Source organism: Mesorhizobium waimense (assembly GCF_003601975.1).
Taxonomy (GTDB): Bacteria; Pseudomonadota; Alphaproteobacteria; order Rhizobiales; family Rhizobiaceae; genus Mesorhizobium; species Mesorhizobium waimense.
In genome coordinates, this window is record NZ_QZWZ01000013.1 from 66049 (window position 1) to 87317 (window position 21269).

22 protein-coding genes are annotated in these 21269 nt (G+C 63.8%); 6 read left to right on the forward strand and 16 right to left on the reverse strand.

Translation table 11 applies throughout. From position 1 onward, the window contains the following. Positions 1–582, forward strand: a complete 582-nt coding sequence (locus D3227_RS17880; protein ID WP_120015476.1) for a demethoxyubiquinone hydroxylase family protein — start codon at positions 1–3, stop codon at positions 580–582. A 39-nt stretch (positions 583–621) separates the two neighbouring features. Here the strand turns inward: D3227_RS17880 and D3227_RS17885 are convergent, their stop codons facing one another. From D3227_RS17885 to recA, 4 genes are all read right to left on the reverse strand, one after another. Then, on the reverse strand, positions 622–1101 hold the full coding sequence (locus tag D3227_RS17885; protein ID WP_120015478.1) for a DUF2269 family protein: 480 nt from the start codon (positions 1099–1101) through the stop codon (positions 622–624). Then, positions 1098–2393 (reverse strand): SDR family oxidoreductase, encoded by a 1296-nt coding sequence (locus D3227_RS17890; RefSeq protein ID WP_120015481.1) that lies wholly within the window; start codon positions 2391–2393, stop codon positions 1098–1100. The genes D3227_RS17885 and D3227_RS17890 overlap by 4 nt, the downstream gene beginning before the upstream one ends. Positions 2394–2403: 10 nt before the next feature. After that, positions 2404–5070, reverse strand: coding sequence for an alanine--tRNA ligase (gene alaS, locus D3227_RS17895; RefSeq protein WP_120015483.1), 2667 nt, complete (start codon positions 5068–5070; stop codon positions 2404–2406). A gap of 223 nt (positions 5071–5293) precedes the next feature. Continuing rightward, complete coding sequence (gene recA / locus D3227_RS17900) at positions 5294–6391, reverse strand: recombinase RecA (protein WP_120015486.1); 1098 nt, start codon at positions 6389–6391, stop codon at positions 5294–5296. 284 nt (positions 6392–6675) lie between these two features. Here recA and D3227_RS17905 point away from each other — a divergent pair, with 284 nt between their 5' ends. Both D3227_RS17905 and D3227_RS17910 read left to right on the forward strand, forming a co-directional pair. Beyond that, entirely contained in the window at positions 6676–7620 is a 945-nt protein-coding gene (locus D3227_RS17905; protein ID WP_120015488.1) for a carbohydrate kinase family protein, read from the forward strand. Positions 7621–7656: 36 nt separating this feature from the next. Continuing rightward, positions 7657–8574, forward strand: coding sequence for a pseudouridine-5'-phosphate glycosidase (locus D3227_RS17910; protein ID WP_120015490.1), 918 nt, complete (start codon positions 7657–7659; stop codon positions 8572–8574). Between the two features lie 2 nt (positions 8575–8576). Here the strand turns inward: D3227_RS17910 and D3227_RS17915 are convergent, their stop codons facing one another. Beyond that, entirely contained in the window at positions 8577–8900 is a 324-nt protein-coding gene (locus D3227_RS17915; RefSeq protein WP_120015492.1) for a TfoX/Sxy family protein, read from the reverse strand. A gap of 91 nt (positions 8901–8991) precedes the next feature. Between D3227_RS17915 and D3227_RS17920 the strand changes: the two genes are divergently transcribed. Continuing rightward, positions 8992–9489: a GFA family protein gene (locus tag D3227_RS17920; protein WP_120015494.1), complete on the forward strand. Its 498-nt coding sequence runs from the start codon at positions 8992–8994 to the stop codon at positions 9487–9489. A gap of 19 nt (positions 9490–9508) precedes the next feature. Here the strand turns inward: D3227_RS17920 and sufA are convergent, their stop codons facing one another. The 8 genes from sufA to D3227_RS17960 all read right to left on the reverse strand — a co-directional run bounded on the left by sufA (position 9509) and on the right by D3227_RS17960 (position 16797). Continuing rightward, entirely contained in the window at positions 9509–9889 is a 381-nt protein-coding gene (gene sufA / locus D3227_RS17925) for a Fe-S cluster assembly scaffold SufA (RefSeq protein ID WP_120015687.1), read from the reverse strand. A 110-nt stretch (positions 9890–9999) separates the two neighbouring features. Then, complete coding sequence (locus D3227_RS17930) at positions 10000–10392, reverse strand: SUF system Fe-S cluster assembly protein (protein ID WP_120015496.1); 393 nt, start codon at positions 10390–10392, stop codon at positions 10000–10002. A 5-nt stretch (positions 10393–10397) separates the two neighbouring features. Then, the gene (locus D3227_RS17935; RefSeq protein ID WP_120015498.1) at positions 10398–11642 is read right to left on the reverse strand and encodes a cysteine desulfurase; all 1245 of its coding nucleotides are present in this window, start codon (positions 11640–11642) and stop codon (positions 10398–10400) included. A gap of 4 nt (positions 11643–11646) precedes the next feature. After that, entirely contained in the window at positions 11647–12915 is a 1269-nt protein-coding gene (sufD, locus tag D3227_RS17940; RefSeq protein ID WP_120015689.1) for a Fe-S cluster assembly protein SufD, read from the reverse strand. A 19-nt stretch (positions 12916–12934) separates the two neighbouring features. Further along, entirely contained in the window at positions 12935–13690 is a 756-nt protein-coding gene (sufC, locus tag D3227_RS17945) for a Fe-S cluster assembly ATPase SufC (RefSeq protein ID WP_120015500.1), read from the reverse strand. A 56-nt stretch (positions 13691–13746) separates the two neighbouring features. After that, on the reverse strand, positions 13747–13929 hold the full coding sequence (locus tag D3227_RS17950; protein WP_120015502.1) for a hypothetical protein: 183 nt from the start codon (positions 13927–13929) through the stop codon (positions 13747–13749). Then, entirely contained in the window at positions 13929–15446 is a 1518-nt protein-coding gene (gene sufB, locus D3227_RS17955; RefSeq protein WP_120015504.1) for a Fe-S cluster assembly protein SufB, read from the reverse strand. Before sufB ends, D3227_RS17950 begins: the two co-directional genes overlap by 1 nt. 187 nt (positions 15447–15633) lie before the next feature. Continuing rightward, positions 15634–16797, reverse strand: a complete 1164-nt coding sequence (locus D3227_RS17960) for a cysteine desulfurase family protein (RefSeq protein WP_120015506.1) — start codon at positions 16795–16797, stop codon at positions 15634–15636. A gap of 240 nt (positions 16798–17037) precedes the next feature. On the opposite strand from D3227_RS17960, the gene D3227_RS17965 reads away from it, so the two are divergent. Continuing rightward, positions 17038–17712 carry an alpha/beta hydrolase gene (locus tag D3227_RS17965; protein WP_006205994.1) on the forward strand — a complete coding sequence of 225 codons (675 nt, stop codon included), beginning with the start codon at positions 17038–17040 and terminating at the stop codon, positions 17710–17712. 12 nt (positions 17713–17724) lie between these two features. Continuing rightward, complete coding sequence (locus tag D3227_RS17970; protein WP_120015508.1) at positions 17725–18381, forward strand: FMN-binding negative transcriptional regulator; 657 nt, start codon at positions 17725–17727, stop codon at positions 18379–18381. Positions 18382–18407: 26 nt separating this feature from the next. Here the strand turns inward: D3227_RS17970 and D3227_RS17975 are convergent, their stop codons facing one another. The 3 genes from D3227_RS17975 to D3227_RS41145 are packed head-to-tail and all read right to left on the reverse strand — an operon-like array spanning position 18408 to position 21174. Next, positions 18408–19259, reverse strand: coding sequence for a phosphatase PAP2 family protein (locus tag D3227_RS17975; protein ID WP_120015510.1), 852 nt, complete (start codon positions 19257–19259; stop codon positions 18408–18410). 8 nt (positions 19260–19267) lie between these two features. Further along, positions 19268–20911 (reverse strand): ArnT family glycosyltransferase, encoded by a 1644-nt coding sequence (locus tag D3227_RS17980; RefSeq protein WP_120015512.1) that lies wholly within the window; start codon positions 20909–20911, stop codon positions 19268–19270. Beyond that, positions 20908–21174 carry a hypothetical protein gene (locus D3227_RS41145; RefSeq protein ID WP_147377619.1) on the reverse strand — a complete coding sequence of 89 codons (267 nt, stop codon included), beginning with the start codon at positions 21172–21174 and terminating at the stop codon, positions 20908–20910. Before D3227_RS41145 ends, D3227_RS17980 begins: the two co-directional genes overlap by 4 nt. Positions 21175–21269: the final 95 nt, after the last annotated feature.

Sequence of the window (21269 nt, forward strand, 5' to 3'; positions counted from 1 at the left end):
ATGGCTGACCTTTCTCACCAGGACGCACTCACCGTGGCCAGAATTGTCAGGGTCAACCACGCCGGCGAGTTCGGGGCAATCAGAATCTATTCGGCGCAGATTCTTGTCGCGAAACGCTTTTGGCCGGATTGCGTGCCGTCCCTGTCGGAGATGCTCGGGCACGAGCGCAATCACTGCGCCGCCTTCCATGCCGCCATGCCGCCGCGGCATTCGCGACCGTGCAGGGTGATGCAATTCTGGAGTTGGGGCGGCTGGCTGCTGGGTTTCGTGACGGCGCTGCTCGGACCGCAAGGCATCTGGGCCTGCACGGCTGCCGTCGAAGCAGCGGTGCATCGCCATCTGGACGACCAGCTATTCTTTTTGATCGACCGTGATCGTGAGTTGCACGGCATCATCTTGGCGATCCGGGAGGAAGAGCTCGCCCATCTCCATCACGCCGAAGAACAGCTGAAATCGCCCGGCCCGTTGTTGAACCTTCTAAGGACAACCATCTCCATCGCCACAGATTGCCTGATCTGGCTGTCCACCTGGGGCGACTCCAGCAGAATGACGCACGCGCTGAAATCGGCGAAGCAAGCCTAGGCGGCGGTGCAGCAGGCTGAGCTGTCACCTGTGCGAGGCCTAAAAACTGATTTCCGGCCGAGTGACCATCAGCCAGAGAATGGCGAGCACCGCAGCGAAAGCCGGAAAGCCGCAAGCGAACCAGATGCGAAACAAGCGCTTCTCTTCGGCGGGCAGCGGTGCATTCTCGATGGCCGCCTGTCGCGCCAGATTTCGAATCCGGATCTGGATCCAGACAACGGGCAGCCAGAACAAACCGGTCACGACATAGAGCACCAAGGACAGCACGATCCAGCCATCGGACAGTGGCCAGCCCGATGCATGCGCCAGCAGCACACCTGATATCGGTTGCACAATGACGGCCGTTGCAGTGAAGATGGTGTCGGCGATGGCGACGGTGCCCGCGACATGGGCGACGAGATCGGCCCGACCGGTTCGTTGCGCCATCAGCATGAAGAAGGCGATGCCCGCGCCGGTGCCGAACAGAACCGTGGCACCGATGACGTGCACCCAGCGCAGCATGTCAACCCAGAGGCTCATCGCTCGTCGAGAACCGCCAGCGCCACCACCACCAGGCAAAGCGCGGGGATCGTCTTGACCAGCGGCCCCAGCGGAGCGAGCCACAGCTCGGGAGCAAGAAGCGTCGACGCCGCCAGATAGAACAGTGTGATCGCAATCATCGTCAGCAGCGCCGGCCTGGCCAAAGGCCGGACCAGGACCGCCGCGCCGACAAGCATATCCGCCACGCTGCCGGTCAGAACCGAGATCTGCGCGAAATTCGCCGGCACGCCGCGCGAGACGAGAATGTCCGCGGCCTCGTCTTGCCGGATCAGGCCGACGATGCCCGAAACAAGCCAAAACAGGGACAGGCAGGCCAAGATGACCGGCTTTGCCAGCCAGAGGCGAGCGAACCATCGCTCCTGAACATGCGCGGGCATGTCGGCCAGCGTTGCGTCCAGCGGCTGAAGCGGATGGTCGGACACGTCATTCCAGGGCTGGGCATTGCCTGTGATGCCACCCGCCAGCGCGGCAAGGGCCGAGCTGCGCAAAGGAGATCGCCAACCGAGGGTGCCAAGGCCATCGGCAACGGCGCCGACAAGCCGGCCGAGAATAGGCGGCATCGGCACGACCCGCGCCGGCGGCAGACCAAGCCATCCACGAAAGGCAGACAGGATATCAGCGAGAGAGCGGGCCTTGCCTTCGACGAGATCGATGGCAAGGCGCGGCGGCAGAGAGCCGGCAACCGCACGTGAGACCGCCTCAGCAACGTCGGCGACCGATACAGTCTGGATCGGCTGGCGCGACAGGACGGCAGGAACAAAGCCGGGGAAGGCCGCAAGAGCACGCAAAAGCGCGGTCCCGCCATAGGCCGCCGGCGCGATCACCAGACCCGGGCGCAGGATCGTCCATTCCAGGGACGAGCCTGCGACGGCCTTGTCGCCTTGAGCCTTTGTGCTGAAGAATGGATTTGCCGATGCGGGATCGACGCCGATCACGGAAATCTGCACGAAACGGCGCACGCCGGCCTGTTCGCATGCCGCGACCAGCGCCACCACCGCGCGTCGGTGGACGGCGTCGAGACGGTCGCGCGGACCGTCCTGCAGGGCACCTGCCGCATTCACGACCACATCCACGCCCGCAACCACCGGCAGCCAGTCTTCAGCGGCCAGCAGCCGCGACATGTCGGCCGCAATCCAGCGCACCGCTGGCCTGCGCCGTTCAGCGTCCAGAACATCGCGGCCAAGGCCGGCCACATGATGGCCGTCGCGGAGCAAACGGCCGATGAGGGCTTCCCCGATCAGACCATAGCCGCCGAGAACAAGGACCTTCATGTGGTGGCTTTCAGGCTGCCTCGAGCGCCGCCCTTACCGCTGCAATCGCGTCACCGGCCTTCGAGGCGTCGGGACCGCCGGCCTGGGCCATGTCCGGGCGGCCGCCGCCGCCCTGCCCACCCAACGCGGCGGACGCCACGCGCACCAGGTCGACGGCGCTGAAGCGGCTGAGCAAATCGTCCGTCACGGCGACCACGACGCTGGCCTTGTTGTCCTCGCCGGCGCCGACGAAGACGACGACGCCGGAGCCCAGCGACGTCTTGCCGGCGTCGGCCAGCGGCTTCAGATCCTTCGGCGCCACGCCGGAGACGGCCTTGCCGAGGAAGCCGACACCGGCGACGGTCTCGTTCTCGGCCGGCGCGCCGGCGGCGGCACCACCGCCCAGCGCGAGTTTCTTGCGCGCTTCGGTCAATTCCTTCTCGAGCTTCTTGCGCTCGTCGAGCAGCGCCTCGACGCGCGCCGGCACATCGGCCGGCGAAATCTTCAGCGTCGCGGCGACCGTCTTCAGCCGTCTGTCCTGCTCATCGAGATGTTTCCTGGCGGCCTCGCCGGTCAGCGCCTCGATGCGGCGCACGCCGGCGGCGACCGCGCTGTCCGAAACAACGCGCACCAGACCGATGTCGCCGGTCGCCCTGACATGCGTGCCGCCGCAGAGCTCGACCGAATAGGGTCGGTTGGCCTTGGCGCCATGCAGGCCGGTGCCCATCGACACGACACGCACCTCATCGCCGTATTTTTCACCGAACAGCGCCATGGCGCCCTCGGCGATGGCGTCGTCGACCGACATCAGCCGCGTCGTCACCGGGCTGTTCTGCACGACGATCTCGTTCGCCATGCGTTCGACCTGTTCGAGGTCTTCAGCCGAAATGGGCTTGTTGTGCGAGATATCGAAGCGCAGGCGCTCGGGCGCGACCAGCGAGCCCTTCTGCGCGACATGGGTGCCCAGCACCTCGCGCAGCGCCTCGTGGATCAGATGCGTGGCGGAGTGGTTGGCGCGCAGCCTGGAGCGGCGCGCATGGTCGACCTTCAGCTCGACGGAAGCGCCCGTCTTGACCGTGCCGCTGGCCACCTTGCCGAGATGCACGAAGAGCCCGTCGGCCTTCTTCTGGGTGTCGGAGATCTCGATCGAGAACCCTTCGCCTGATATGACGCCGGTGTCGCCCATCTGGCCGCCGGACTCGGCGTAGAACGGCGTCTGGTTGACGACCACGGCAACCGCGTCGCCCTTGTTCGCGCTGTCGACGGTCTTGCCGTCACTCACCAGCGCCAGGATGAGGCCTTCCGCCTGCTCGGTCTCGTAGCCGAGGAACTCGGTGGCGCCGGACTTTTCACGCACGGCGAACCAGACGGTCTCGGTGGCAGCGTCGCCGGAACCAGCCCAGCTCTTGCGCGCCTCGGCCTTCTGCCGCTCCATCGCGTCGGTGAAGCCAGCAAGATCGACCGATATGCTGCGCTGGCGCAGCGCGTCCTGCGTCAAATCGAGCGGGAAGCCGTAGGTATCGTAGAGCTTGAAGGCCGTCTCACCATCCAGCATGTCGCCGGCGCCGAGTGTTTCCGTCGCGTCCGACAACAGGCCGAGGCCACGCGTCAGCGTCTTGCGGAAGCGCGTCTCTTCCAGCTTCAATGTCTCGGTGATGAGCGCTTCGCCGCGCCCCAACTCCGGATAGGCCTGCGCCATCTCTCGGACCAGCGCCGGCACCAGCTTCCACATCAGCGGCTCATTCGCACCGAGTAGCTGCGCATGGCGCATGGCGCGTCGCATAATGCGACGCAGCACATAGCCACGGCCTTCATTGGACGGCAGCACGCCGTCGGCCACCAGGAAGCAAGAGGACCGCAGATGGTCGGCGATGACGCGGAACGAGCCGACAGTGTCGGCATCCGGACCGCGGCCGAGCGCGGACGACGCAGTGTCGATCAGATGGCGGAACAGGTCGGTTTCGAAGACACTTTCCACCCCTTGCAGGATGGAGGCCATGCGCTCCAGGCCCATGCCGGTGTCGATCGAGGGCCGCGGCAAGTCGATGCGCTCTTCCTTGGTCACCTGTTCATACTGCATGAACACCAGGTTCCAGAATTCGAGGAAGCGGTCGCCGTCCTCCTCGGGGGTGCCTGGAGGACCGCCCCAGATATGCTCGCCACGATCGATGAAGATTTCCGAGCACGGTCCGCACGGTCCGGTGTCGCCCATCGCCCAGAAATTGTCGGAGGTCGGTATGCGGATGATGCGATCGTCGGAGAAGCCGGCGATCGTCTTCCAGAAGCCGGCAGCCTCGTCGTCCGTGTGATAGACGGTGACCAGCAGCTTGTCCTTGGTCAGCCCGAACTCTTTGGTGATCAGGTTCCAGGCAAGCTCGATGGCGCGCTCCTTGAAATAGTCGCCGAAGGAGAAATTGCCGAGCATCTCGAAGAAGGTCAGGTGGCGCGCCGTGTAGCCGACATTGTCGAGATCGTTATGCTTGCCTCCGGCGCGCACGCTTTTCTGCGCGGTCGTCGCACGCGAATAGGGCCGCTTCTCCAGACCGGTGAAGACGTTCTTGAACTGCACCATGCCGGCATTGGTGAACATCAGCGTCGGGTCGTTGCGCGGCACCAGCGGGCTCGAGGCCACGACCTCGTGGCCCTCCTTGCGGAAATAGTCGAGAAAGGTCGACCGGATCTCGTTCACGCCACTCATGAGTGCTGCCTTTTCGCGAAAACCGCCGGCAACCCGGCGGAAACTGACATGGCCTTTTAACGGGCACGCTCCACCCTGTCCAGAAACAGGGAATTGGGCCAAACCATGCCGCCCAAAAACAAAAACCGCCGGCTCGAGGCCGGCGGTTTGGAACGCGATACTGTAGAACTCGGTTACTTAAGCGTCAGGAGGCCGGGTTTATGGCCGAACTCTGGCCAGTGCCCTACATCGCGCCGGCTTCGTCCTCGAAACCGTCGTCTCCGCCTTCGGAGCCACCATTTTCGAGGAATTTCTCGGCGATCAGCCCGGCATTCTGCCTGAGCGCCAGTTCGATCTCGCGCGCCGTGTCAGGATTGTCGCGCAGGAACAGCTTGGCGTTCTCGCGACCCTGGCCGAGGCGCTGCGAATTGTAGGAGAACCAGGCGCCCGACTTCTCGACCACGCCGGCCTTGACGCCGAGGTCGACCAGTTCGCCGGTCTTGGAGACGCCCTCGCCATACATGATGTCGAACTCGACCACCTTGAAGGGCGGCGCCAGCTTGTTCTTGACGACCTTGACGCGGGTCTGGTTGCCGACGACCTCGTCGCGGTCCTTGACCGAGCCGATGCGGCGGATGTCGAGACGGACCGAGGCGTAGAATTTCAGCGCATTGCCGCCGGTCGTGGTTTCGGGCGAACCGAACATGACGCCGATCTTCATGCGGATCTGGTTGATGAAGATGACCATGGTGTTGGAGCGCGAGATCGAGGCGGTCAGCTTGCGCAGCGCCTGGCTCATCAGACGGGCCTGCAGGCCGGGCAGCGAATCGCCCATCTCGCCCTCGATTTCGGCGCGCGGCGTCAGCGCCGCAACCGAATCGACCACCAGCACGTCGATGGCGCCGGAACGCACCAGCGTGTCGCAGATCTCAAGCGCCTGCTCGCCGGTGTCGGGCTGCGAGATCAAAAGGTTCTCAAGGTCGACGCCGAGCTTGCGGGCATAGACCGGATCGAGCGCGTGCTCGGCATCGACGAAGGCGCAGATGCCGCCCTTCTTCTGGGCTTCCGCCACCGTGTGCAGCGCCAGCGTCGTCTTGCCCGAGCTTTCCGGCCCGTAAATCTCGACGATGCGGCCGCGCGGCAGGCCACCGACGCCAAGTGCGATGTCGAGGCCAAGCGACCCGGTGGGCACGGTTTCGATCTCGACGACCTGCTCATTGGCGCCAAGGCGCATGATCGAGCCCTTGCCGAAAGCGCGTTCGATCTGCGACAGCGCCGCGTCCAGAGCCTTTGATTTGTCCACTGCCTTGTCCTCTACAAGCCGCAAAGTATTCTGAGCCATGATACATCACCCCTTGGTCGTCAATGAAGGCCGGACAATCCGTAATCCCTGCCCTATTTGTACCTTTTTTGTTCTCGTTTGGCAAGGGGTATCAAATATCTGAAAAACAATCGATATCCGGGATTTGTTCTTTTTTTGTCTCATCCCTTCGTTCCATGGAGCATCCCGCATCCGATCAGGCGGTCCGATTGTTTTGATCCGCCGAATCGCTCCCTTGCCTTGCGAAGCCCAGCCGCACAGCCTAGCGCTTGTGCGGCTGGAATAACAAATGTCATATCGCCCGCATGGTGAAATCCTCAAAGATACTGGCTGTGGGCGGCGCCCATATCGACCGGCGCGGCCAGGTATCGGGTCCGTATGTGCCGGCCGCGTCCAACCCAGGCACAATGCGCGAGGATGTCGGCGGCGGCGTCTTCAACGCGCTGCGCAGCCTGGTGCGGCGCGGGCTTTCGGCCTCACTGCTTTCGCTGCGTGGCGGCGACGCTTCGGGCGAGACGGTGTCGCGCGCTATTGCCGCGTCTGGGATCGCCGACCTGTCGGCGGTGTTCCTCGACCGTACCACGCCGAGCTATACTGCGTTGATCGACCGTGACGGCGAGCTGATCGTCGGCTTTGCCGACATGGCACTATACGATCTCGCCTTCCCCAAGCAGATCCGCCGCGCCAAGGTGCGCGAGGTGATTGCCGACGCCGACGCGATCCTGTGCGACGCAAATCTGCCGACCACGGCGCTGGAACGGCTGGTGGCGCTCGCCGGAGCCAAGCCGGTGTTCGCCATCGCCATCTCGCCGGCCAAGGTGGTGCGGCTGATGCCGGTGCTGGGCAGTCTTGCCCTGCTGTTCATGAACCGGCGCGAGGCGGTCGCGCTCGCCGGGGTAGACGCCGATGCCTCCGAGCAAGGTCTGGTCGAGGGGCTGAGGCGCGCCGGCCTCACAAGCGGCGTGGTGACGGCGGGCGGCGCGCCGGTGCTGGCCTTCGACGGAAATGGGCTTTTCGCTGTCGCTCCCCCTGCCCCCCGAAAAATCGCCGACGTCACTGGCGCCGGCGATGCGCTGGCGGGCGCAACGGTCGCGGCCCTGCTGCGCGGACTGGCGTTGCGCGCCGCGCTTCGAGAAGGTGTCGCCGCAGCGACGCTTGCCATCGAGAGCAGCGATGCCGTGCCAGGCTTCTCGGCGGCGAGTTTTGCCGAGGCACTGGCCCTTGTGCCGGAGGCGCGGGAAGTGGCATGAGGTCGGCCATATCGGCTTGCTAGATCGGAGACGGAAATGACCCCGGAAACCGCCCGCCCCTTCATCGACATCCACAAGCCGGTGGCTGAGGCGCTGGCTGCGGGCCGGCCGGTGGTGGCGCTGGAAAGCACCATCATCACCCACGGCATGCCCTATCCCGACAATGGCGCCATGGCAGCCAATGTCGAGAAGATCATCCTGGACAATGGCGCGGTACCGGCGACGATCGCCGTGGTTTCCGGCCGCATCAAGATCGGGCTGTCAGACGGCGAGCGCGAATCGCTCGCCATGACGGGTGACGCCATGAAGCTGTCGCGCGCCGATCTCGGCTTTGCGGTCGCTCAAGGCCGCACCGGCGGCACCACGGTCGCCGCCACCATGATCGCGGCGCATATGGCCGGGATAAAGATGTTCGCCACCGGCGGCATAGGCGGCGTGCACAAAGGTGCGGAAAAGAGCTTCGACATCTCGGCCGATCTCGACGAACTGGCGCGCACACCGGTCATCGTCGTCTCGGCCGGCGCCAAGGCGATCCTCGACATCGAAAAGACGCTAGAGGTGCTGGAGACGCGCGGCGTGCCGGTCGTCGGCCATGGCTGCGAGACGATGCCGGCCTTCTGGTCCAGACATTCGCCTTTCAAGGCGCCGCTGACCTTGCATGCGCCGGAGGACATCGCGCATTTCTACCAGACTCGGCAGGCGCTCGGCTTGAGCGGCGGTGTGCTCGTTGCCAATCCGGTGCCGGAAGACCACGAGATCCCGGCCGACGAGATGGCCGGCTACATCGAGGCCGCGCAGAAGGCGGCCGAGGCGCTAAACGTTACCGGCAAGGCGGTGACGCCGTTCTTGCTGGGAAAAATCCTCGAACTGACCGGCGGCAGGAGCCTGAAGACCAACATCGCGCTGGTCGAGAACAATGCGCGGCTGGCGGCAAGGATTGCGAAGGCGCTTTAGGCCTACTTGCCCGCCCGCCGTCCGGCCTCATACGCCCGGCGCGCCCAGACCGCCATCTCGTCTGGATCGTCCAAGGCGCTGTCGGGGACGCTCCAATAGGGCATCGTAACCTGCTTGCCGTGCCTTGAGCCGGTGTAGGTCCACTGCCTGCAGCCGACGGCCTCGAAGTCGGGCGCGCTTTGCTCGTCGGCCTTCAGCATCAGATCCCCACGCACCACGATCGCGACGATGGAGCCGTCGCAATAGATGCCCTTGCCGCCGAACAGTTTTCGGATCCTCACCGGGCCCAGGCTTTCGAACAATTCCTCTATGCGTTCGTTGTCCATGCGGCGATCATGTCAGCCGCATCCGGCCTTGTCATCGCCGCAACCAAAACCATGCTGACAAGGTTCAGGGAAAACACGTTGGAGATCCATCATGCCGCTTCTGCTCAAGGGGTCCTGTCGCTGCAATGCCGTTCGCTTCGAGGTGGAGAGCCACACGCCGGTGCCGTTCATGCTGTGCTACTGCTCGATCTGCCGCAAACAACAGGGCGGCGGCGGTTTCGCCATCAATCTCGGCGCCGACTACGAGACGCTGAAGGTCACCGGCAAGCGCAATCTCGGCGTCTACCGGGCCGAGATCGAGGATGACGAACATCCGCAATGCGAGATCTCGACGGGTGAGCGAAATTTCTGCCGGAAATGCGGAACAGCACTCTGGGTCTACGACCCGACCTGGCCGGAGCTGGTGCATCCCTTCGCCTCGGCCATCGACAGCGAGCTGTCTAAGCCGCCGGAGAAGGTGCACCTGATGCTGAAATACAAAGCGAGCTGGGTCGAGCCGGAGATCGGCAGGAACGACAAGGTGTTCGACGTCTATCCCGAGGAATCGATCGCCGATTGGCACAAGCGGACAGGGATGTGGGTGGATTAGCGTTCTTCGGCGAAGAAAATCAGGCGGAAGCGCGCGCCTCGGCGAGTGCCTTCAGATCGGCCGGCTTAAGCTCGACAGATTCGCCGCAACCGCATGCCGAGCTCTGGTTCGGGTTGCGGAAGGTGAAGCCGGTGCGCAGCGTCGTCTGCTCGAAATCCATCTCGGTGCCGAACAGGAACAGCGCCGCCTCCGGCGCGACATAGACATGGGCGCCGTCGCGTTCGACATGGTCGTCCTTGGTGTTGGGCTCGGTGACCAGGTCGACCGTGTATTCCATGCCGGCGCAACCGCCCTTCTTGATGCCGAGGCGGATGCCGTGCGCGTTTTCGCGGGTGGCGACGATCTCGCGCACCCGGTCGGCGGCCTTTTCGGTCATCGTGATGACGGCGAAGCGTCCCATCTTTTCTCTCTCCATTCCATGCAGGTTCAAGGCCTGCCGAATGATTCTTCACCTAAAATGGTGAAGTTTTATACTAGGCGCAAGTGCGCCAACCCATTGTCCGACCGATGCTAATACCAGCCGACTGCCACCTGCGCCTCTTCCGACATGCGGTCGGGCGACCAGGGCGGGTCGAAGGTCATGCTGACCTCGACGCCGGAAACACCTTCGACGGCGCCGACGGCATTCTCCACCCAGCCGGGCATTTCGCCCGCCACCGGGCAGCCGGGCGCGGTCAGCGTCATGTCGATCTTGACCGAACGGTCGTCCTCGATGTCGATCTTGTAGATCAGGCCGAGTTCGTAGATGTCGGCCGGGATTTCCGGGTCATAGACCGTCTTCAGCGCCGAGACGATGTCGTCGGTCAGCCGTGCCAGTTCGTCGGCGGGAATGGCCGAGGCGGAAACCAGCGGGTTGACGGCCGTTTCCGGCGCGGTCTCGGTGGTGTGGCTAGCGTCATCCATAATCGTCACCCGAAGAACTTCCGCGCTTTTTCCAGCGCATCGGCCAAAGCGTCGACCTCGGCCCTGGTATTATACATGCCGAACGATGCCCTGCATGTGGAGGTTACGCCGAAGCGTTTCAACAGCGGCTGGGCGCAATGGGTGCCCGCGCGGACCGCTACTCCCTGCCGATCTATCACCATCGACACGTCATGCGCGTGGATGCCCTGCAACTCGAACGAAATGATGGCGCCCTTGCCCGGCGCGTCGCCGAAGATGCGCAGCGAGTTGATGGCGCGCAACCGCTCATGCGCATAGTCCTTGAGATCAGCCTCGTGCGCTGCGATGCGCTCGCGGCCGACCTTGTCCATGTAGTCGAGCGCCGCGCCCAGGCCGATCGCCTGCACGATGGGCGGCGTGCCGGCCTCGAAACGGTGCGGCGGCTCATTGTAGGTGACGATGTCCTCCGTCACTTCCTCGATCATCTCGCCGCCACCCATGAAGGGGCGCATGCGCTCGAGAATATCCTTCTTGCCGTAGAGCACGCCTATGCCCGAGGGGCCGTAGACCTTGTGTCCGGTGAAGACGAAGAAATCGCAGTCGAGGTCCTGCACGTCGATCGGCATGTGCACGGCGCTCTGGCTGCCGTCGACCAGCACCGGAATGTTTTTCGCGTGCGCGATGCGCACGATCTCCTTGATCGGCGTCACCGTGCCCAGCGCATTCGACATCTGGGTGATGGCGACGAGCTTGGTGCGGGAGGTCAGGCGCTTCTCGAATTCCTCGATGTGGAAGACGCCTAGATCGTCGACCGGCACCCAGACCAGCTTGGCGCCCTGCCGCTCGCGGATGAAATGCCAGGGCACGATGTTGGAGTGGTGCTCCATGATCGACAGCACGATCTCGTCGCCCTCGTCGATGTTGGGCATGCCATAGCCATAGGCAACCGTGTTGATCGCCGACGTCGTGTTCGAGGTGAAGACGATGTTGTCGGTACTCGGTGCGTTGAGGAAACGGCGCACCGTCTCGCGCGCCTTTTCATAGGCGTCGGTCGCGGCATTGGACAGGAAATGCAGGCCGCGATGGACGTTGGCATATTCCTGGCTGTAGGCGTGCTGGATGGCGTCGAGCACCGCCTGCGGCTTCTGTGCCGAGGCGCCGTTGTCGAGATAGACCAGCGGCTTGCCGTAGACTTCCCGCGACAGGATCGGGAAATCGCGGCGGATCGCCTCGACGTCGTAGAAATCTCCGATCTTGCCTGGTGCGTTCATAGGTTCACCCGTGCGCGACGAACCAGCCGTCGAGCCTTGCTTCCAGCGCCTCGACGATGGCCTCGTCGTCCAGTTCCTCGATCACCTCGGCGACGAAGGCCTTCACCAACAGCCCCCGCGCGCTCTTCTCGTCGATGCCGCGTGCCATCAGGTAGAACAGATGGTCGTGGTCGATCTCGGTGACGGTCGCGCCGTGGCCGCAGACGACGTCGTCGGCGAAGATTTCCAGCTCGGGCTTGGTCGAGAACTCGCCATCGTCGGACAGAAGCAGCGTGTTGCAGGCCATTTTGGCGTTGGTCTTCTGCGCATACTGGTGGACGTTGATACGGCCCTGGAACACGCCGCGCGCCTTGCCGGTCACCACGTTGCGGATCACTTCCGTCGACGTCGTGTGCGGCACGGCATGGTCGAGCACCATGGTCACGTCGGTATGGGTGTCGCCGGCAAGCAGATTGATGCCGCGCAGTTTGAAGTCGGCGCCTTCGCCCGTCGTCCTGACCACGATCTCCTGGCGCACAAGCTTGCCGCCGGCATTCATGAAGAACACCGTCAGCTTCGAATTCTTGCCGAGATGCGCCTTGAACTGCGCCAGGTGCGTCGCCGTTTCCGGCTGCTCCTGCACGATCAGCCAGGTCACCTCGGCGCCCTCGCCCAGCACGAGCTGGCTGACGGAACTGCCCAATGCCGCACCATCGCCGGTCTGGCGCTCGACGACGCTTGCCTTGGCACCAGCGCCGACGCGGACGGCCAGGCGCACATGGGTCTGGCCGCCGGCCTGCAGGTTCTGCAGTTCGATCGGCTTTTCAAGCTGGGTCCCGTCGGCGATGTCGACGAAATAGCCGTCGGCAACAAAGGCGGTGTTCAGCGCGCCGATGGCGTCGTCGCTGCCATAGGGATCGAGCCCCGGCGCGATGCTGCCGTCGGTCAGCTTTTCCGACAGGCGCTGCACGGTGGCGCCCTCGATCGCCGGTGTCTTCGTGCTCGACACGCCGTTTAAGACCGGCAAGATGGCAGAGCCTTCGACGATCGGCGCGATGGCCTTGGTGGCGGCTGCGGGATCGAACTCCGGCACCGAAGTCAGCAGGCGGCGCAGGTCCGTGTAGTGCCAGGATTCAATGCGCCGGGTCGGCAGGCCGTGCTTGATCGCCTCGATGGCGTCATCGCGCTTCAGCATCACCACGCCGTCGCCGGGCAGCAGCGACAGCCGCTCGCCGAAGGCGTCGATCAACGCCGTTTCGGCCGGGGTGCGCTGCGGTTGTGCGTGCATGTTCATCAGTTCCACCCCTGGCATCTCACGCGGCTTCGCCGATCACGCCGGCATAGCCATTGGCTTCGAGATCGAGCGCCAGCGACTTGTCGCCCGACTTGATGACCTGCCCCTTGTAGAGCACGTGCACCGAGTCCGGCACGATGTGCTCGAGCAGGCGCTGGTAGTGGGTGATGACGACGATGGCGCGGTCCGGCGAGCGCAGCGCGTTGACGCCGTCCGAGACGATCTTCAACGCGTCGATGTCGAGGCCGGAATCGGTCTCGTCGAGCACACAAAGCTTCGGCTCCAAAAGCTTCATCTGCAGGATTTCGGCGCGCTTCTTCTCGCCGCCGGAAAAGCCGACGTTGAGCGGCCGCTTCAGCATCGCCATGTCCATGTTGAGCGAGCCGGCAGCGTCCTTCACCCGCTTCAAGAATTCCGGGATCTTCAGCGGCTCCTCGCCACGCGCCTTGCGCTGCTCGTTCATCGCCACCTTGAGGAATTCCATCGTCGCGACGCCGGGTATCTCCATCGGATATTGGAAGGCCAGGAAGATGCCCGCGGTAGCGCGCTCGGCCGGATCCATTTCGAGGATCGACTGGCCGTTGTAGAGGATGTCGCCTTCGGTGACCTCATAGTCCTCGCGGCCGGCGAGGATATAGGACAGGGTCGACTTGCCCGAACCGTTCGGGCCCATGATGGCGGCGACCTCGCCGGCTTGCACCGTCAGGTTCAGGCCGCGGATAATCTCGGTACCGTCATCGACGATGCGGGCATGCAAATTCTTGATCTCAAGCATTTCGTCTTGTTCTTTCACCTAATCATTGCGTCAAACCGCGAACCGGATGTCGATCTTCAGCACATCCGTGACCCGCTCATGTAACCAAATGCGCCTCGCAAGAAGGGCAGCACCAGCGCCGACACCAGCCCGGTCACACCGCCTGCCGCTACCCGCAGAACCGTCGATTGGATCGACGGCGCGACCGCACCTAGTGCGCCGCAGACCATAGCGTAGAAAATCAGCGGAACCGTATCCATCACCCGACGCTCCCCTCGAGGCTGATACCGATCAGCTTCTGCGCCTCGACGGCGAATTCCATCGGCAACTGCTGGATGACGTCCTTGACGAAGCCGTTGACGATCAGCGCGATCGCCTCTTCCTCGGGGATGCCGCGCTGCATCACGTAGAACTTCTGGTCCTCGGAAATCTTCGAGGTGGTCGCCTCATGCTCGAACTGCGCTGTCGAGTTCTTGGCTTCCATGTAGGGCACGGTGTGTGCGCCGCACTGGTCGCCGATCAGCAAGCTGTCGCAATTGGTGAAGTTGCGGGCGTTGGTCGCCTTGCGGTGCGCCGAGACCTGGCCGCGATAGGTGTTCTGCGAGAAGCCGGCGGCGATGCCCTTGGAGATGATGCGGCTCGACGTGTTCTTGCCGAGATGGATCATCTTGGTGCCGCTGTCGACCTGCTGGTAGCCGTTCGACACGGCGATCGAATAGAACTCGCCGCTGGAATCGTCGCCGCGCAGGATGCAGCTCGGGTACTTCCAGGTGATGGCCGAACCGGTCTCGACCTGCGTCCACGAAATCTTCGAGCGGTGCCCACGGCAGTCGCCGCGCTTGGTGACGAAATTGTAGATGCCGCCCTTGCCTTCGGCGTCGCCGGGGTACCAGTTCTGCACCGTCGAATATTTGATCTCGGCATCGTCGAGCGCGACCAGTTCGACGACCGCGGCATGCAGCTGGTTCTCGTCGCGCTGTGGCGCCGTGCAGCCCTCGAGATAGGAGACATAAGCCCCCTCCTCGGCGATGATCAGCGTGCGCTCGAACTGGCCGGTGTTCTTCTCGTTCATGCGGAAATAGGTCGACAGCTCCATCGGGCAGCGCACGCCCTTGGGCACGAAGACGAAGGAACCGTCGGTGAACACGGCGGTGTTCAGCGTGGCGTAGAAATTGTCGGAGGTCGGCACGACCGAACCGAGATATTTCTTCACCAATTCCGGATGCTCGCGGATCGCTTCCGAGATCGAGCAGAAGATGACGCCGGCCTGCGCCAGCTCCTTCTTGAAGGTGGTGACGACGGACACGGAATCGAACACCGCGTCGACAGCGACGCGGCCCGACTTATAGACATTGTCGCTGGCCTCTTCGAATTCCGACACGTCGGTCTTCTGCACGCCGGCGAGGATTTCCTGTTCCCTGAGCGGAATGCCGAGTTTTTCGTAGACCTTCAGCAGTTCGGGATCGACGTCGCTGAGCGAGGTCGGGCCGGGCGTGCTCTTGGGCGCGGCGTAATAGTAGATGTCCTGAAAATCGATCTTCGGATAGTTGACGCGCGCCCAGGTCGGCTCGTCCAGCGTCAGCCAGCGCCGATAGGCCTCAAGACGCCATTCCAGCATCCAGGACGGCTCGTCCTTCTTGGCCGAGATGAAGCGAATAATGTCTTCGCTCAGGCCCTTGGGGGCCTTGTCCATCGCGATCTCTGTCTGGAATCCGTATTTATACTGGTCGACGTCGATCTTTCGGACCCGATCGATCGTGTCCTGCACAGCAGGCATAAGCGTTCTCCATCCACGCCGGGGTCAAGGCCCGACAGTTTTCAAACTATGGCATCGCCAGCGAGCACCAGCAGGGCACCCGAGGCGGCGTAAGTTCCATATAGTGCGTCCCGACCGTGAATTCACCCGGCCACCTTGAAACGCACGGCTCTACCAGGCCGCAAGGCCCGAATTCCCTTTGCCGCCCTCAAGCAGCTTCTTCCCTGTCCGCCCGGCGCGCGACGATAGTTGCCAGCGCTGCGCGAAACAGTTCGATATCCTCGGCGCTCGTCGCGTGGGCGATGGACACACGCAAAGCGCCAAGACTGTCACCATACCCCATGGCCTTCAGCACATGGCTCGGGCCGACCTTGCCCGACGAGCAGGCCGATCCAGCAGACAGGGCGACACCGGCCAGATCGAAAGCGATCTGTGCCGTCTCGGCCTTGATGCCGGGAATAGCGAAGAATGTCGTGTTGGCAAGCCTTGGCGCGCCGGTTCCGAAGATTTCAACATCCGATACCAGCGTTTTGATGATTGTTTCGACCTCATCGCGGCGGCGGGCGAGCGCATCGACGTCGTTCAGCCTGGCCAGTGCCTGCCGTGCCGCGGCGCCAAAGCCGGCGATGGCTGCGAGATTTTCAGTGCCGCCGCGGTGGCCCTTTTCCTGGCCGCCGCCATTGACCAGCGGCTTCGGCATCATCAGGTCGGACGCGGCAACCATGGCGCCGACACCCTTGGGGCCGCCGATCTTGTGCGAGGACAGGATCAGATAATCGGCGTAGGGCGCCGACATATCGATGGCAATGCGGCCGGCCGCCTGCACCGCATCGACGACGAGCATGCCGCCCGCCGCCTTGACGATCCCGGCGATGGCCTCGACGGGCTGGATGACGCCGGTCTCGTTGTTGGCGGCATGGATCGCCACCAGCGGCAGGCCGTCGGCCTTGTCATGGGCGGCAAGGGCCGCCGCCAATGCGCCTAGATCGGCGATGCCGTTGACGTCGACGCCGATCCGCGTCAGTTGCGCCGCCTGGAAGCGGCCGCCATTGAGCAAGCAGGGATGATCGGCTTCGCAGACATAGAGCCGGCTCATGCGGACCGTGCCGCGCCCCATCTGCCAGTCCGGCGTCAGCAAGGTCGAGGCGGCTTCGGTCGCGCCGGAGGTGAACACGACATGCTCCGGCTTAGCATTGACCAGCTTGGCGACATTGCGCCTGGCATCCTCGACCAGCCGCCGCGCGGCGCGACCCTCGGCATGGACAGACGACGGATTGGCGGCGACATCGAGCGCACCAACCATGGCCGCGCGCGCCTCTGCAACGAGTGGCGCGCTGGCATTGTAGTCAAGATAGGCGCGAGTTGCGGCCATTTTCCTTCAATTGGTCCCGTCAAAAGCCATTCGGCGAGGATAGCGCGTTATTTCCTTGAAATCGCAAGGCAAGCCGTCCTATTTACCCGGCTTGCGGCGCGGGCGGCCTAGCCGGCAGGTTTTGGCCACCCAGTTTTGAACAATTCTAAACTAGCTTCTAAGAAGACGCTCGCCCTGCGTCAAGGCCAGAGGAAAGAGTGTTCCGGGCGCCGCGCATTCTTATGCCATGTGGAGTATTTTATGCCTGAGGTCATTTTTACCGGTCCGGCCGGCCGCCTTGAGGGTCGCTACCAGCCTTCCAAGGAAAAGAGCGCGCCGATCGCCATTGTGTTGCATCCGCACCCGCAATTCGGCGGCACGATGAACAACAAGATCGTCTACGACCTCTTCTACATGTTCCAGAAGCGGGATTTCACCACGCTTCGCTTCAATTTTCGCGGCATCGGCCGCAGCCAGGGCGAGTTCGACCACGGCACCGGCGAGTTGTCGGATGCGGCCGCAGCACTCGACTGGGTGCAGTCGCTGCATCCGGATTCCAAGAGCTGCTGGGTCGCCGGCTATTCGTTCGGCTCGTGGATCGGTATGCAGCTTCTGATGCGCCGGCCCGAGATCGAGGGCTTCATCTCGATCGCGCCGCAGCCCAACACCTATGATTTTTCGTTCCTGGCGCCCTGCCCGTCGTCGGGCCTGATCATCCATGGCGATGCCGACAAGGTGGCGCCGCCGAAGGACGTGCAGGCGTTGGTCGACAAGCTGCACACGCAAAAGGGCATCACCATCACCCAGAAGACGCTGCCTGGCGCCAACCATTTCTTCGCCAATGATGCCGACCTTCTACTGCAGGAATGCGCCGACTATCTCGACCGGCGGCTCGCCGGCGAATTGTCCGACCCGCGGCCGAAGCGCCTGAGATAAGGAGAGATCGCCATGTACCAGCCTCCTCATTTCCAGGAGACGCGGCAGGACATCCTGCACGGGCTGGTACGGGCGCATCCGCTGGGGCTGCTGATCTCGAACGGCACCGAGGGGCCGGTCGCGAATGCGATCCCGTTCCTGCTCGACGCCGACATTGGCCCGAAGGGCAGGCTGCGTGCCCATCTGGCGAAGGCCAACCCGCAGTGGCGGCTGCTGGCCGAGAGCCCCGCTTCGCCGGTGCTGGTCGTCTTCCAAGGCGCCGACGCTTACGTGACGCCGTCCTGGTACGAGACCAAGCGCGAGACCGGCAAGGTCGTGCCGACCTGGAACTACGCCATCGTCCAGGTGCGCGGCATGGTCAAGGTGATCGAGGACCAGGCATGGCTGGCGCAGCAGATCGCCGAGCTGACGGCGTCGCAGGAAGGCAGCCGCGAGGCACCCTGGGCGGTGACCGACGCGCCGGCCGGCTTCATCCAGTCGCAGATCAAGGGCATTGTCGGGCTGGAAATCGAGATCACCGACATCAGCGGCAAGTGGAAGGTCAGCCAGAACCGACCGGTGGCCGACCGCGTTGGCGTCGCCGAGGGGCTGGAGAAGGAAGCGCCCAGCGCAAGCGCGCCGGATATGGCCGAACTGGTCAGAACCTATGGCGGTATTGAACGCCAGTAGCTGAGCGGCTGGACTCCAGGAATGCTCTAAGGTCGGTCCGCGGCGACGCGATCTTCGCCCTGTCTGGACGCCACTCTTTTGTTCCCCGCCTCGGCATAGCCTGTGAGCCGAAATGTCGTCTTGCGTATGGGCAGCTTGGCCGACGTCCGGCGGAAGATGAAACCGAGCCGGGCGAAGAGAAGTCCGCACAGGATCGCACTGGCGCAGCCGAGGCCGAAGCCAGCGACTGTGTCGCTTGGATAGTGCGCGCCGACGAAAACCCGCGTCGACGAGATACACGCAGTGATCGCCAGCGCGAGGTACCAGCGTCTCGGAAACAGGAGCAGAGCGACGCCGAAAACGGCGCCCATGGTGGTGGCGTGGCCGGACGGAAAGCCGGCAAAGCGCGCATCCAGGGCGAAAGGATGCAACGACAACACCCCGAAATCGTCGAAATAGCGCGGACGCGCCCGCCCGATGCCATACTTCAGCAGATTGACGGCGATGCCTGAAAGACCGACCGCGCCGAGCACCAGAAAGGCAAGGCAGGTCCAGTTGTAGACGAGCATCCGCGCGCGCCGCGAAAGGCTCCGCCAGTCGGTCAGGTTGGCGGCGACAAGGCAGAGTGCGGCCGGAATGAGGTACCAGCCGCCCAGGCCGAAGTCGGTGAAAAACTCGGTGAAGCGGGCAAGCCCGTGAGGCCATTCCCCCCAACGCGTCCCTGCCGCGTGGTCAAGGCGGAAGAAGACCGCTGCCGTGAGCATGATCCAGGCGAGCAGCCAGACCGGCCACGCAATGCGCGGATAGTCGGGTTTGCGCACGGCAAAGCGCCTTCGCACGATGCGCAGCGTGTCGAGAAAGTTGCCGAGCGACCGGCGGAACACCGCCGGCGGGGTCATCGACGTGCTCACTTGTCCACCCGGTAGAGGCCGAGCGACAGCCTGTCCCCTGACGAGTAGTTCAGGCCGTCGATCTCAGCCAGCCGGCGCGCGGATTTGCCTTGTCCGGCCAGCGCATCGTTCAGCTTCTTCTCGTCCGCGACCGGCGCCAGCCCAAGCGCGCAAGCCGGATCATCGAGCAGATGCTTTGCGACGCCGTCGACATCGGTCAGGATTGTCTTGGTGCCGACCAGGAAGACGAGGCTCGGCTCATGATACGGCGCGGAGGCGAGCACGCTCGTCTCGCACGGGCGGTTCGCATCGACTGCGGCCTTGATCGCCGGGCTCAGCCAGATCGGCTTCAAGGATGGGGCGATAACACCGAACAGCAGGGAAAAGGTGATGCCGGCGCAGACCGCGATGGCGCCGATGCGGCCGAGCGGCACCTGCAATTTGCGCGGAAAGGCCAGATAGCCGGCGGCGAGCGCGGCAAGGGCGGCAGGCAAGCTCCACCAGGAAAATGCCTTGGCCAGATAGAGCGGCGCGCCGATGCAGACGACAGCCAGACCTATGGAAACCACGACAAGGCCGAAAGCAGTCGACCACCACAGCCAGGACTGCCAGCGCCGGAGCGGTGCATTGGCCTCCTCCGGCTTCAACGTCAGCAGCCAGCCGATCAGCAACGCCATGCCGGGGTAGGCCGGCATGACATAATGCGGCAGCTTGGTCGGGATCAGCTCGAACACCAGCCAGAACGGGATGTACCAGGCCAGGCAGAAGCGCAGGCGCGGATCGTCCCAGAAGCGGTTGATGGCCTGCAGCCCGGCGCCGACCGCAATCAGGCCGAAGGGCCACATGAACAGCGAATAGGTCAGCATGTAGAAGCCGGGCGGCAGGCCATGCGATTCTTCGCCCTGCGCAACCTTGGCAATCATGTCCTTGCCGACGGCTTCCTGCAGAAAGGCGCCGCCGCTCTTCCAGGTGATGAGGATGACCCAGGGCAGCACGATCAACAGCACCAGCGCGACACCGCGCACAAGCTTCAGTTTCAACAGCCAGCGCCAGTCACGCTCGAAGGCGAACAGCGCGGCCACCGTCAGGACCGACAGTATCGGGCTCACGGGGCCTTTGATGAGGATTCCCGCGCCTTGGGCGATCCAGAAGACCCATGGTAGATGGCCGGCAACCGGTTCGTTGCGGCGCGAGGCCAGGTAGATCTGTGCCAGCGCGCCCTGCGCCGCCACGCAGCAGGCCAGAAGCATGGCGTCGGTCTTGGCGTCGCGGGCCTCGAAGGCGGTGGCGAAGATCGCGGCCATCATCAGGCCGGCGGCGAGACCGGCATTCACGCCGAAGAGTTTTGTGCCCGTCCAGGCGATGCCGACGACGGCCAGGGCGATGCCAAGCATCGAGACCAGGCGATAGACCCAGATCGGGGCTTCGGCCCCCTGCCCGCTCAATGCGACCGCCGCCGACTGCAGCCAGTAGATGCCGATCGGCTTCTTGTAGCGGGAGACATCCTGGAAACGGATGTCGACATAGTCTCCGGTCTCGACCATCTGCTTGGTGGCCTGGACGAAGCGGGACTCGTCGCGATCGACCGGCGGAAGGCTCATCAGCCCGCCGACCGTCATCAGCAGGCTGAACAGAAAGAGGATGAGGTAGTTCCTGTTCATGTGCGGGAGGCCGGATTCCTGACTTGATCTGCGGGGCGGTCGATTGGCCTCGTCGCGGCGCTTCGGGCGAAGCCGTTGCGCGGCGCCTCATTACGCCAGCCAAAACGATGAGGCAAGGATTCGCAAATGGCATCCGCGCAGGCCGCAAAACCGGAAACCCACTTTTGCTGATCGCTGGTCTTTTGTTGGCGGGCGATCGGACGCAAAACCGGAAACCACTTTTGCTGATCGCTGGTCTTTTGTTGGCGGGCGATCGGACGCAAAACCGGAAACCACTTTTGCTGATCGCCCGCGGATGCTAAACGCCCGCCTTCACGTCACGCTTGGTCCAGCGGCCAGGCGATCTCCAGGAAAGAAA